This window comes from Acidobacteriota bacterium (assembly GCA_039030395.1).
Lineage (GTDB): Bacteria > Acidobacteriota > Thermoanaerobaculia > Multivoradales > JBCCEF01 > JBCCEF01.
In genome coordinates this window covers 26,681-38,964 of record JBCCEF010000009.1, presented here as the reverse complement: position 1 = coordinate 38,964, position 12,284 = coordinate 26,681, and the positions used below count along the sequence as shown (strand labels likewise).

Below are 12,284 nucleotides of genomic sequence, written 5' to 3'. Positions count from 1 at the left end.
AGTCTCGAGCGCTTCACCCAGACGAGGCTTGCCTGCTATACGCTTGCCGCGGCCGAAGCGATCTCTGGATATGCGGCATAGAAACCCGCATCCTGGGCCCAAGCACCATTTCGGGCTTCCCCTTGGGAGGTCTTGTGGAGAAGACCGAGGCGATCGAGGCGCCGTCCCCAGGGTCGCCAGGGTCACCGCGGTGTCGTCGGCGGGCAGGCGCTCCAGGCGCACCCGTCCGGATTCGATGCGAATGACGGCGTTCGCGGCGTCGCCGCGGTGGAAGGGGAAGCTTCCGCGAGGGAAGGTTTTGCAGGTGCTCTCGACGTCGCTCGGGAAGGGAGCGGACTTCGCAGAGATCAGTACGCGTTGGTCTGCCGCAGGCCGTGGCGGAGGGTCATCCAGAGGATCTTGAGATCGAGCGTCAGGGACCAGTTTTCGATGTAGTAGAGGTCGTACTGGAGGCGCTTTTTGATCGAGGTGTTGCCGCGCCAGCCGTGCACCTGGGCCCAGCCAGTGATGCCGGCCTTGACCCGGTGGCGGAGCATGTACTGCGGTAGCTTGTGCTTGAACTCCTGGACGAAGGCCGGGCGCTCCGGGCGCGGGCCGATCAGGGACATGTCGCCCTTGAAGACGTTCCAGAGCTGCGGCAGTTCGTCGATCGACCAGCGGCGGATGAACTCGCCGACGCGGGTGCGCCGCGGATCGTCGCGCACCGCCCACACCGGGCCGGTGGAGGCCTCGGCGTTGACCCGCATGGAGCGCAGCTTGAGCATGGAGAAGGACTTGCCGTCGAGGCCCATGCGCTCCTGGCGATAGAAGATCGGGCCGCGGTCTTCGAACCAGATGGCCGCCGCCACGATCGGCAGGAAGGGCAGCAGCAGGAGCATGCCGAAGCCGGCGGCGGAGATGTCCATCGCCCGTTTGAATAGGCTGCTCCAGCCCTGGAGCGGCACCTGCGACAGGTTGATGACCGGCGTGCCGTCCACATCCTCCAGGGTGGCGTTGAGGGTGGCGTACTGCAGGATGTCCGGCACCAGGCGCACCTCCACGCACTCCTGGCCGATACGCTGCAAGACCCGCATCATCTTGCGGTGGGCTTCGAGGGGCAGGGCCACGAACACCTGGTCGATGCCGTAGTCCTCGATCACCTCGTCGACTTCCCCGAGCTTGCCGAGCACCGGAATGCCGTCGGCTTTGGTGTCGGCCTTGCCGGGATCGTCGTCCAGGAAGCCGACCACTTCGAAGCCCAACTCCCGGTGGGCCAGCAGTTTGGCGGTGATCTCTTTGCCGAGGGCACCGGCGCCGATCACCAGGATGCGCTGGATGTTGTAGCCGGCCAGGCGCAGCTTGCGCAGGGAGGCCCGAAGGATCATCCGGGCGGTGGTCGCCATCAGAACGTTGAGGACCGCGAAGATCGCCAGAAAGGGGCGGCTGAAGGTGAAGTACTCAATGCTGTCCGGCGCGACCGTCGGCCGATACCAGGTCATGAAGGCGGACATCAGAACGGTGCCCACCAGCACCGCCATCACCAGGGTGAGCACCTCGTCCACCCGGCTGCGGCCACGCTGCACCCGATAGAGGCCGTGAAAATAGAACACCACCGGCCACACCATCGCCACGAAGGGCAACAGCATCAGGTAGGGGCCAAAGGAGGGGACCGTCTTCGTCAGGGGGACGATCTGGGCTTCGAAGCGAAGCGCCCAGGCGCCGAAAAAGGCGGCGAGAGTGGCGAGAATATCCGCCGTGACGTAGAGGCCCGCCGTTGTGCGATGGCGCTTGTGAATCAACGAGTTGGCTCCCCCCGGGATGAGCGAACGGTCTCGACGATCGAGACGAAACGATCCAAGAAACGAGCAGCAGAGAAAGCCTCCGCCCGGGCGCGGAGGTCCCGAATATTGAAGCCCATCCGGGGGATCTTGTCAATCGCCGCCGCCAATTCGTCGGGATCGTCCAGGTGGTCTACCAACCAACCGTGGACCCCGTGTTCGACGATGTCGAGGACCCCGCCGCGCCCCAGGGCGACCACCGGGGTGCCGCAGGCGAGGGCCTCCACCGGCGCGATGCCGAAGTCCTCGATCCCCGGCTGCACCAGGCAGCGGGCTCCCCGGAGCTGCTCCCGCAGGGCCTCGCCGGTGAGGCGCCCGAGGAACCGGACGCGAGCGTTGCCCGCCTGCCGCTGGAGGCGAGAGAGTTCCGGGCCGGCGCCGACGATGCGCAGCGGCAGGTCGAGTCGTCGACAGGCGACAATCGCCATCTCCACCCGTTTGTACGGAGCCAGGGCCGTCACCACCAAGGCGTAGTCCTCACCGGCCGGCGCTTCCCCTTCCGCCGGCCGGAAGAAGTCGACGTCCACCGGCGGATGAAGAACTTCCGCCGAGCGGCCGTAGAAGCGTTCGATGCGCCGGGCGACGAAGTGAGAGTTGGCCAGGAACCGATCCACCCGTGGGGCCGAGGCGACGTCCCAGGCGCGCAGTCGCGACAGGGCCATCCCGCGCAGCCGAGGTACCAGTCCGCGGCGGCCTGGAAAGTAGGCGTGCTCTTGATCCCAGGCGTAGCGCATGGGGGTGTGGCAGTAGCAGACGTGCAGGGTGTCCGGCCCCGGGATCACCCCTTTGGCGACGCAGTGGCTGGTGGACAGGATGAGGTCGTAGCCGCTGAAATCGAAATCCTCGATCGCCGCCGGGAAGAGCGGCAGATAGCGCCGGTAGTGTTTTTCGAGGCCCCAGGCGCGTTGCAGGAAACTGGTGCGGATGGGGTGCGATTCGAGGGCTTCGGAGACGCTGCCGGGGAAGTGGAACAGGGTGTAAAGGGGGGCATCCGGATGGAGCGAGGCGATGGCCTCCAGCACCTTTTCGCCGCCCCGCATGCCGGTGAGCCAGTCGTGGACCAGCGCGACTCGCGGCTGGGGAGGGGCTCCGCCGGCACTCATCCTTTGTCCGCACCCTTGATGCCGTTGCCGTTCGAGCCGCGGCGCGACCCCCGCCGGCCCTTGCCTTGTTCGATCACGCGCTGGTAGATCCCCAAGGTGCGTTCGGCGGTGCGACGCCAGTGGAAGTCGTCGGCGCGCCGCCGGCCGAGTTTAGCGAGGGCGTTGCGGTGGTCCTCATCTTCCATGCAGCGGGCGATGGCCCGGGCCATCGCCTCGACGTCGAGGGGATCGACCAGATGGCCGTAACCCTCGGCGACCTCCTTGAGCGCCGAGGTGTTCGAAGTGATCACCGCCACGCCGGAGGCCATGGCCTCGACCACCGGCAGGCCGAAGCCCTCGTACAGGGTGGGGTAGACGAACAGCGTGGCGCCCTGGTAGATCGCCGGCAGGGCCTCCGAGGCGACGTGCCCCAGCAGATGCACACGATCCGCAATACCGAGCTGTTCGGCCCGCTGGCGCAGCTTGAACTCGGCGCCGCTGCGGTCGCCCACGCACACCAGCGGGGCGTCGAAGTCATGGAGTTGGCGCGCCCGGGCATAGGCCTGGATCACGTTGTCGAGGTTTTTGTGCTTCTTGCTGGCATTGCCGACAAACAGGACATAGGGCCGCTCGATCTCCAGGCTGCGCAGCGCCAGCGCCAGCTCGTCTTCGGCGAGGTGGTTGCGGTACACCTCATCCACCCCGTAATAGACCACCTCGATCTTGTCTCCGCTCATATCGAAGTAGCTGATCAGGTCCGCGCGGGTGTTGCGCGAACCGGCGATGATCGCGTCGCCGCGGGACAGCGAGCGGCGGATCATGCGCTGGGCGTAGAAAAAGGCCAGCCGGCTGGGCAGAAACTCCGGATAGAGCAAGTGGATGATGTCGTGGATCGTCACCACTACCTTCGAGGGCACCACCGCCGGCAGGGTGTAGTGGGTGGCGTGGAAGAGGTCGAGATCGAGGCGGAAGAGGCGCCACGACAGGGTGACCATCTCGCGCAGGGAATAGACCGGCGAGCGCTCCTGCACCAGGCGAAAATTCTCCGGCAGACCGGACAGGCTGTCCCGCCCCTCGGCGGTGCGGGTCAGCAGGACGTATTGGTTCTCCGAGTCGATCTCCGCCAGGCCGTAGATCAACTGCCGGATGTAGGTGCCGATGCCGAAGTCCTGGACTTTCCGGGCGTCGATGCCGATGGTGTAGGACAAGATCGTTTCTCGCAGGGGTAGGGCGACGGCAGAACGGCCGCCGCAAGCGCCCTTAGTCTAACGCTTCCAAGAAGATCCGTTCCATGCCCTCGGCGGTTTTCTGCCAGGTGAAGGCTTGTGCCCTGCGTTGGCCGGCCTCGCCGAGGGCGGCGGCTCGCCGGGGATCGTCGAGCAGGCCCTCCAGGGCTTCGGTCAAGGCGTTGGGTTTGTCCGGGTCGAACAGCACCCCGGCCTCGCCCACCACCTCCGGCAGGCTCGAGCGATCCGTGGTCACCACCGGCACGGCGCAGGCCATCGCTTCGAGGGGCGGCAGGCCGAAGCCCTCGTAGAGCGAGGGAAATACGAAAAGGGAAGCTCCCTGGAACAACTCGACCAGTCGTGCGCGGGGCACGCGGCCGACGTGGTGCAGGCCTTGGTCTCGCAGCGAGGCGATGCGTTGCGCCAACGGGTCGCTGCCCCAGCCGGCACCGCCGGCGATCACCAGCGGCGGAACGTCCGGTCGCCGCTGCCGCAGGTCGAGCCAGGCATCCACCAAAGCGCCGACGTTCTTGCGCGGTTCCAGGGTGCCGGCGAAGAGCCAGTAGCCCTCCGGTGCGCCGAGAGAGTTGCGCATGGTAGCGATCCTGGCCGGAGGCGCCGGCGCGAAGGCCGGTTCCACTCCTGGCGGCACCACTCGCAGCCGGTCGGCGCAGCTCCGTTCGAACGCCTTGAGGTCTTCCGCCGCCGCTTGCGACAGGGTCACCACGAAACGGGCCTGGCGCAGCGTCGAGCGCAGGAACGGCCGCAGGCTCCAGCGCACCTTCGCGGTGTGCGCCGCGGGAACGTGGATCGCCGTCAGGTCGTGGACGGTGGCGACGGCGGGCACCGGGCACCAGCGGGGCAGGGTGAGGATGGGAGACCACACCAGGTCGACATCGCCCCGCCGCAGCCGCAGCGGCAACCGCACCTGCTGCCAGAGGACGCCGAGGGGGCTCGACTGGTCTTCCAGGGCGACTCCGGCGGCGGTCAGTTGATCCGCATGGGTGGGTGGTTTGTGGGCCAGCCCGAGCAGCTCGAAGGTGCCGCGCTCAGCGAGGGCTTCGAGCAGGCGCTCGGTGTAGACGCCGATTCCCGTCGGCTCCGGAACCAGGGCTCGCAGGTCGACGGCGAGGGTCGGTTTCCCCATGGCGCCGAGTTTACAGGCGGTCGGCCGGCTTTCCGCCCCCGTGGCCGAAGGCTGGTGAGAAGGACAGGCAAGACCTCGGTATGATGTCCGACGCTTCGATCTCCGTCGGACATCGGTTCCACGCACCATGACATCGTCCCGCCTTCTCCACGCCCTCTGCCTGGGAGCCCTGCTCCTCGGCCTGTCCGGCACCCTGTACAAGATTCACTTTCCGCCCGGGCCGGTGGCCGACGAGGCGGCCTACGTGATGATCGCCCAGAGTCTGTGGCACGACCACGATCTGACCTACGACCACCGCGACCTGCGGCGGGCCTACCGCATCTGGGATCAAGGCCCCTACGGCTTGATCCTGTTTACCGACGACGGCGGCGAGACGATGCACTACGGCAAGCCGCTGCCCTACTCGGCGGCGGCGGTGCCGTTCTACGCCGTGTTCGGTGTGCAGGGGCTGGTGATCCTGAACATGGTGCTGTTCCTGGCGATGTTCGGCACCGGGCTGTGGCTGGTGGGCCGCGAGGCGCCGCCCGGGACGCCGGTCGCTCTTTGGGTGGGCGGTTTCTTCTTCGCTTCGGCGGCCTTCGTCTACGTTTTCTGGATGCAGCCGGAAGTGTTCAACATGGCGTGCCTGTTTTTTCCGGTTGCCATCGGCTGGCGGCTACGCCACCACGAGAGCTTCGCCCGCCGGCATCTGGCGGCGCTCTTCGTCGCCGGCGGCCTGCTGGCGGCGGCTTTTGTCTCGAAGGAGCCGACGGTGCTTCTCGGGGCGCCGTTGGGGATCGATCTGCTGTGGCGCAAGCGCTTTCGCGGCGTCGCGGCGCTGGCCGCCGGCGCGCTGGTGGCCGGTGGCCTGTTGATCGGCCTGCAGTGGAAGCTGACGGACCACTGGAGCCCCTATCGCGATGTTCAGCGGCGCTCCTTCGAGGCCACTTTCCCGCTGGAGGCGGAAGGCGACCTGTGGGAGCTCTACAAGGGCACCAGCTTCGGTTCTTGGTCCGGCGTGCGGCCGGCGACCACTTTGCCGGTGCTGGCGCGGAATGTCGGCTACTTCCTGGTCGGGCGGCACACCGGTCTGCTGCCGTACTACCCCTTCGCCCTGCTGGCGCTGGGACTGTTTTTCGCCAAGCCGCGCAGTCGCTATCGGGTGCTGCTGCTGCTCTCGGCGGCCGCCTATTGTTTGCTCCTCTTCCTGCTGCGGCCGGGGAACTACCACGGCGGGGCGGGCTTCATCGGCAATCGCTATTTCGCCTCGATCTATCCGGCGCTGCTGTTCCTGCCGGGGATCTTCCGCGCCCGCTGGTCGCTGCTAGCCCCCTTCGCCGCCGCCGGTCTGTGGACCGCCTCGGTGGTGGCGGTGCCGGTGATGATGATCGCGCCGGAGTTCACCCTCCAGACCCACGTCCGCTCGCGGCCTTTCCAGGCCCTGCCGCTGGAGCTGACCCTGCTGCCCAACGGTCGCATCCCAAGCTACTTCCAGCGCAATTGGGGGCAGGGCAACTGGGTGCTGCGACGCGACAACTTCTTTGGGCAGGAGCGCCACCCGCACGGCATCTGGGTGCGCGGCGATTCGAAGAGCGAGGTGATCGTGGCGTCGCCGGAGCCGCTCGATTCCTTGCGGTTCACCGTGTACTCGCCCTTGGCGGAGAATGTGTTGACCCTGGACAGTGGCCGCCGGCGACTGACGGTGCGCTTCGACACGCCGGCCAAGCGCAGCGGGATGGAGGTGGAATTGCCGCTTCAAGAGACGGCTCGGAATCTCGGCTTCTTTCCCCAGGGGCCGCCGGATCACCTCTACCGGTTCACCCTGGAGACAACGGACGGCTGGGTGCCCCAGCGGACCGACCGCAACAGCCAGGACCTGCGCTACCTGAGCGTCTTTTTGAGTTTCACCGGAGAGTCCCCGTGAGCGAACATCCGCCGCCGAAAGAGAACCTCGTGGATCGCGAGCGCGTCGCCGAAGTGCTGGAGCGGGTGCGCGCTGGCGTGCGCCTGCGCCAGGGCGAATTGGCGAGCCTCGGCGAACGACGCGAAGAAACCCGCCTGCAGCTCGCCGAGCTGCGCCGCCGGGAGTTTGTCGACGAGCCGCTGCCGGTATCGCCACGGCCGGTGCTGGGGCGGCTGCTGGTCTTTGCCCGCAAGGGGTTCTTTCACCTCTTCGCCAAGTGGTTTGCCCGGCCGGTGCTGGAGCAGCAGAACGCCTACAATCGCATCGCCGGGCAGCTGCTGGAGGAACTCACCGGCTCCCAGGAGCGCCTGCTCGAAGCCCTCGACGGCATCGACCGCCGGCTGCGCACCCTCGAAGAGCGGCTGGCTGACGACCCGGAGCGGGCAGGGGACGGAACCGAATGAGCCAGCGCATTCTGGTCTGCAACAGCCAGATGCCCTTCCTGTGGGGCGGCGCAGAGATCCTCGCCGAGTCGCTGGTCGAGGAGCTGGCGAAGCGCGACTTCGAGGTCGAGCTGGTGCGGCTGCCCTTCAGCATGGCGAGCCGCCGGGCGCTCTTGGAAAGCGCTCTTGCCTGGCGCCTCCTCGACGTCACCGCCGTCGAGGAAAAGACCATCGACCGGGTGATCTGTACCCGCTTTCCGTCCTACCTGGTGCGCCATCCGCGCAAGGTGGTGTGGCTGGTGCACCAGGTGCGCCAGATCTACGACCTGCGCGGTACCCATTACTCGAACTTCGACGACTCGCCGCGCGACGAGCGGGTGGTCGAGATGGTCCACACCATGGATCGCCGCAGCCTGTCCGAGGCGCGCCGGCGCTTTGCCATTTCGCAGAACGTCGCCGGACGCCTGGAGCGCCACTTGGGGCTGACCGCCGAGAGTCTGTACCCGCCCTCCAAGCTCGCCCCACGGCTGTCGCCGGGCCCAGAGTCGAACAAGAGTGGCGACTACGTTTTTTCGGCCGGCCGGCTGGTGCAGCCGAAGCGTTTTGAACTGCTGATCCGGGCGATGCCCCATGCGCCGGGGGTGCGCTGCGTGATCGCCGGCCGCGGGCCGGAGCGCGAGCAGCTGGAGGCCCTGGCGGAGCAGTTGGGGGTGGCCGACCGGCTGGAGCTGCCCGGCTGGGTGTCGGATGACGAGCTGGTGTCCTACTACCGGGACTGCTTGGCGGTGTTCTACGCCCCCTTCGACGAGGACTACGGCTATGTGACCATCGAGGCCTTCAAGGCCGGCAAGCCGGTGCTCACCACTTCCGACGCCGGCGGGGTGCTCGAATTCGTGGTGGACGGCGAGAACGGATACGTGTGTGAGGCCGGCGCCGATGCCGCCCTCGGCCGGCGCATGGCGGCCCTGGCGGCGGACCGCGAACTCGCCAGCCGCCTCGGCGCCGCTGGCGAAGGCGCCGTGGCGGATATCGATTGGGACCACGTCATCGCGCGGCTGACGGAGTAGGGGGGAGCGATGCGCGTCGCCTACCTGAGCCCGCTTCCGCCGCGCCCCTCGGGGATCGCCGACTACAGCGCCGAGCTACTGCCGGCCTTGGCCGAGCACTGGAACCTCGACCTTTACACCGAGGCGGACTACCGACCGAGCGAGGAGCTGGCCGAAGGCTTCACGGTGCGGCCGGTGAGCGATTTTCCGCGGCGCGCCGGGGAGTACGACGCGGCGGTCTACCAGATCGGCAACCACCCGCTCTTCCATGGGCCGCTCTACCGGGCGCTGCAGGAGGTGCCGGGTGTGCTGGTGCTGCACGAGTATGTGCTGCACCACATGCTGCGGGAGCTGACGGTGGTGGCCGGCGACGCCGACGCGTACCTCCAACTGCTGCGCTACTGCGCCGGATCGACCGGCCATCGCCTGGGCCGCCGCATGCTCACCACCGGCATTCCGGTGGACCCTTGGCGCTATCCGCTCTTCGAGCGGGCGGTGGATGCCTCGCGGGCGGTGATCGTTCACGGTGAGACCGCGCGGCAGCGGATCCTCGCCAGCCGCCCGTCGGCGGAGGTGTTCGCCGTGCCGCAGCACTTCAGCCTGGGGGCCGAAGCCGAGGCCGGCGACCGACAAGCCCTGCGAGCGGCGCTCGATCTGCCCGCCGCCGGGCTGCTGGTGGCGACCTATGGCTTCCTGTCGCGGCCGAAGCGCATCGATGTTTGCCTGCGGGCCTTCGCTCGGCTGCGGCGGCGGTATCCGGAGGCCCTATTCCTGCTGGTGGGCGATGCCGACCCGCGCCTCGAACTCGCGGAGCGCCTGGCCGGCGAGCTGGGGGTGGGCGTTCGTTGGATCGGGCGCACACCGATGGTGACCTTCCAGCGCTACCTGACCGTTTCCGACATCGCCCTCAATCTGCGTTATCCGACCGCCGGCGAAACCTCGGCGGTGCTGATGCGCCTGCTCGCCCTTGGCAAGGCGGTGGTGGTGAGCGACGCCGGCGCCTTCGCCGAGATTCCGGACGGTTGTGTCGCCAAGATCGATCCCCGCCAGGGCGAGGAAGAGACCCTTGCTCGCACCCTCGAGCTGCTGGCCGGAGATGCCGGCCTGCGCCGCTCCCTCGGCGCCAACGCCCGCCGCTACATGCTCGGAGCACACACCCTGGAGCACACCGCCGCCGGCTACGCCCGGGCGGTGGAGGAGACGGTGCGGCGGAAGCTCCAGCCGAGCCCGCCGGTGCCGCCCCTGGCGCCCTATCCGGAGGAGGACGTGGCGAGCGACCTGTACGAGGCGGTGGGCGCCCACCTGGCGGATCTGGGCATCGAGGACGGCGAGGGAGAGCTGCTGTCTGCCGTCTCCGAGCGGTTGGTGGATTTGGGGATTTGCCCGGCCAAAGCCTAATTGACAGGCGTTCTCCCGTTAGCGTAGGCTCATCGTTCGGTTCGGGGATCGGTACTATTTGATCCCGGATCGCGCTCGGCGGTTGCCGAGCGTCCTCGATCACTCCGGTTCTCACCATGAAGATTCGTCTCGATGAAGCGCGGGTTCAGCCCATCGAATGGGACGAAACGCTGTTGGTGCCGGTGGGGGAACTGGGCGGCATCGACGAGCTGGTGGTCCTCGGGCCGGTCATCTGGCGCGGTCGGGTGGTGGAGGTAGAGGGCGGTTTTTTTCTGCGCGCCCGCCTCGAAGCCAGTCAAGGGCTGCGCTGTGATCGCTGCCTGACGGAGTTCGAGCGCGACCTCGAAGGGGACGTCGAACTGCTGGTGGTGATCGACGAACCGCCGGAAGACGACGAGATCGAACTCCGGGCGGACGATCTCGGGATCCTCTACCACGACGGTGAGGAGTTCGATACGTGGCCGCTGCTGATCGAGCATCTAACCCTCGGCGTGCCAATGCAGCCCCTCTGTCGGGACGACTGCCGGGGACTGTGCGCACGCTGCGGCGAGGACTTGAACGACGGGACTTGCGACTGCGGCCAAGAAGAGCCGGATCCGCGCTGGGCCGCTCTCGCGCAGCTCAAGGACCGCCTGTCCAATTGACGATGGGCGAAAGGGCAGGACGAAACAGAAGAATTCTGGACCGGCGATGAGGCCGGTCCGCAGCTAAAGGTTAGAAGCCATGGCCAATCCAAAACGACGTACATCCAAGGCTCGCCGTGACCGGCGCCGGGCCCATGACGCCCTTTCGCGCCCGAGCGCGTCGCTGTGCCCCGAGTGCGGTGAGACCAAGATGCCGCACCGCGCCTGCCGCGCCTGCGGTTCGTACCGCGGCCGCGACGTCATTGAGCCCAAAGACCTTCTCTAGTCAGCAGACTGCTGGAGAAGCGCTTCGCGCATCTTTTCAGCAGGTCTGCTGACCGGGATGTCAGGGGGGCTAGGGCGCCCCCCTCACCGCAAGAAACGTTGTTCCTTGCGGTTCACCCCCGTCCACGGCGGCGCTGCCGCCGCCTCGCCCTTCGGGCCCGGTCGCGGGCTGCGAGAGGCTCACTGCGGCCTGCGGTGAAGACGCGGGCCTTTGTTAGAATTTCGCTTTCTCAGGTCCGTCCTGCGGACTGCCGAAAACTGCTGATGTGGATCGCCGTCGATGCCATGGGAGGAGACCACGCGCCACGGGCGGTGGTGCGCGGCGCCTGCCGCGCGGCCCACGAAGACGGCACCGGGATCCTGCTGGTCGGTGACCAAGAGGCGATCCGCAGAGAGCTGAAGTCCGGCGGTTCCAAGGCCGCCGAATGCATGCGGGCCGAGCGCATTGAAGTGGTTCACGCGCCGGAGGCCGTCCGGATGGACGAGCCGGCGATCACCCCCATCCGAAAGAAACGCCAGTCTTCCATCCGTCGCTGCGCCGAACTGGTGCGCGATGGGCGGGCGCAGGCGATGGTCTCCGCCGGCAACACCGGCGCCGCCATGATCAGCGCCAAGATGGTGGTGGGGACCGTCGCCGGAGTCGATCGGCCGGCGTTGGCGGCGGTGCTGCCGAACGGTTACGGGAGGACGGTGTTGCTCGACGTCGGCGCCAACGTCGATACCCGGCCGGAGCAGCTCCGGGAGTTCGCTGTGATGGGCCACTTCTACGCCCAGGAGGTGGTGGGCACACCGGCGCCCAAAGTCGGCCTGCTCTCCATCGGCGAGGAAGAGAGCAAGGGCACGGATTTGACCCGCGAGGTGTTCAAGGTGCTCAAGACCACCGGCCTCAACTTCGTCGGCAATGTCGAAGGTAGCGACGTGTTCAACGGGGCGGTGGACGTGATCGTGTGCGACGGCTTCGTCGGCAACGCGGTGTTGAAGAGCGCCGAATCCCTCGCCCAGCTCCTCGGCCGCATGCTGCGGGAGGAGCTGGAGAAGGGGGTGCACACCCGCCTCGGCTACCTGATGGCGAAACCGGCCTTCGACCAGTTCCGCCGCCGTACGGACTACCGCGAGTACGGCGCGGCACCGCTGCTGGGGGTCGAGGGCGGCTGTTTCATCGGCCACGGCCGGTCGAACGACCGGGCGATTTTGAGTTCGATCCGGCGGGCGGTGGAGTTCTGCGGTGCGAACCTCCACCATAAGATTCGCGACAAGATCGCCGAGCTGCACAGTGAGGAAGAGCGTTTGCTGGGAAGTCGCCCGCTCGAAGCGCCGGTGAGCTGAAGTTTAAAT

Annotated in this window: 11 protein-coding genes; 7 read left to right on the top strand and 4 right to left on the bottom strand. The window is 67.5% G+C overall.

Translation table 11 applies throughout. The features are described from left to right. Positions 1–347: 347 nt before the first annotated feature. The 4 genes from AAF481_10730 to AAF481_10715 are packed head-to-tail and all read right to left on the bottom strand — an operon-like array spanning position 348 to position 5,272. Positions 348–1,778, bottom strand: a complete 1,431-nt coding sequence (locus AAF481_10730) for an undecaprenyl-phosphate glucose phosphotransferase (protein ID MEM7481638.1) — start codon at positions 1,776–1,778, stop codon at positions 348–350. Next, on the bottom strand, positions 1,775–2,920 hold the full coding sequence (locus AAF481_10725) for a glycosyltransferase (protein ID MEM7481637.1): 1,146 nt from the start codon (positions 2,918–2,920) through the stop codon (positions 1,775–1,777). The genes AAF481_10730 and AAF481_10725 overlap by 4 nt, the downstream gene beginning before the upstream one ends. After that, positions 2,917–4,107: a glycosyltransferase family 1 protein gene (locus AAF481_10720; protein ID MEM7481636.1), complete on the bottom strand. Its 1,191-nt coding sequence runs from the start codon at positions 4,105–4,107 to the stop codon at positions 2,917–2,919. Before AAF481_10720 ends, AAF481_10725 begins: the two co-directional genes overlap by 4 nt. Positions 4,108–4,159: 52 nt before the next feature. Then, complete coding sequence (locus tag AAF481_10715; GenBank protein ID MEM7481635.1) at positions 4,160–5,272, bottom strand: glycosyltransferase family 1 protein; 1,113 nt, start codon at positions 5,270–5,272, stop codon at positions 4,160–4,162. A 127-nt stretch (positions 5,273–5,399) separates the two neighbouring features. Between AAF481_10715 and AAF481_10710 the strand changes: the two genes are divergently transcribed. The 7 genes from AAF481_10710 to plsX all read left to right on the top strand — a co-directional run bounded on the left by AAF481_10710 (position 5,400) and on the right by plsX (position 12,275). Beyond that, on the top strand, positions 5,400–7,175 hold the full coding sequence (locus tag AAF481_10710) for a hypothetical protein (GenBank protein MEM7481634.1): 1,776 nt from the start codon (positions 5,400–5,402) through the stop codon (positions 7,173–7,175). Continuing rightward, complete coding sequence (locus AAF481_10705) at positions 7,172–7,618, top strand: hypothetical protein (protein MEM7481633.1); 447 nt, start codon at positions 7,172–7,174, stop codon at positions 7,616–7,618. Before AAF481_10710 ends, AAF481_10705 begins: the two co-directional genes overlap by 4 nt. Further along, the gene (locus AAF481_10700) at positions 7,615–8,664 is read left to right on the top strand and encodes a glycosyltransferase family 4 protein (GenBank protein ID MEM7481632.1); all 1,050 of its coding nucleotides are present in this window, start codon (positions 7,615–7,617) and stop codon (positions 8,662–8,664) included. Before AAF481_10705 ends, AAF481_10700 begins: the two co-directional genes overlap by 4 nt. 9 nt (positions 8,665–8,673) lie before the next feature. After that, positions 8,674–10,041, top strand: a complete 1,368-nt coding sequence (locus tag AAF481_10695; GenBank protein ID MEM7481631.1) for a glycosyltransferase family 4 protein — start codon at positions 8,674–8,676, stop codon at positions 10,039–10,041. 116 nt (positions 10,042–10,157) lie between these two features. Then, a complete protein-coding gene (locus AAF481_10690; GenBank protein MEM7481630.1) occupies positions 10,158–10,685 on the top strand; it encodes a DUF177 domain-containing protein in 528 nt (175 codons plus the stop codon). 79 nt (positions 10,686–10,764) lie between these two features. Beyond that, a complete protein-coding gene (gene rpmF / locus AAF481_10685; protein MEM7481629.1) occupies positions 10,765–10,950 on the top strand; it encodes a 50S ribosomal protein L32 in 186 nt (61 codons plus the stop codon). A gap of 263 nt (positions 10,951–11,213) precedes the next feature. Beyond that, a complete protein-coding gene (gene plsX, locus AAF481_10680; protein ID MEM7481628.1) occupies positions 11,214–12,275 on the top strand; it encodes a phosphate acyltransferase PlsX in 1,062 nt (353 codons plus the stop codon). Positions 12,276–12,284: the final 9 nt, after the last annotated feature.

Coding starts and splice junctions, on each gene's coding strand:
- AAF481_10725 (MEM7481637.1), bottom strand. CDS start 2,920: ATGAGTGCCGGCGGAGCCCCTCCCCAGCCGCGAGTCGCGCTGGTCCAC.
- AAF481_10715 (MEM7481635.1), bottom strand. CDS start 5,272: ATGGGGAAACCGACCCTCGCCGTCGACCTGCGAGCCCTGGTTCCGGAG.
- AAF481_10710 (MEM7481634.1), top strand. CDS start 5,400: ATGACATCGTCCCGCCTTCTCCACGCCCTCTGCCTGGGAGCCCTGCTC.
- AAF481_10700 (MEM7481632.1), top strand. CDS start 7,615: ATGAGCCAGCGCATTCTGGTCTGCAACAGCCAGATGCCCTTCCTGTGG.
- AAF481_10695 (MEM7481631.1), top strand. CDS start 8,674: ATGCGCGTCGCCTACCTGAGCCCGCTTCCGCCGCGCCCCTCGGGGATC.
- AAF481_10690 (MEM7481630.1), top strand. CDS start 10,158: ATGAAGATTCGTCTCGATGAAGCGCGGGTTCAGCCCATCGAATGGGAC.
- rpmF (MEM7481629.1), top strand. CDS start 10,765: ATGGCCAATCCAAAACGACGTACATCCAAGGCTCGCCGTGACCGGCGC.
- plsX (MEM7481628.1), top strand. CDS start 11,214: ATGTGGATCGCCGTCGATGCCATGGGAGGAGACCACGCGCCACGGGCG.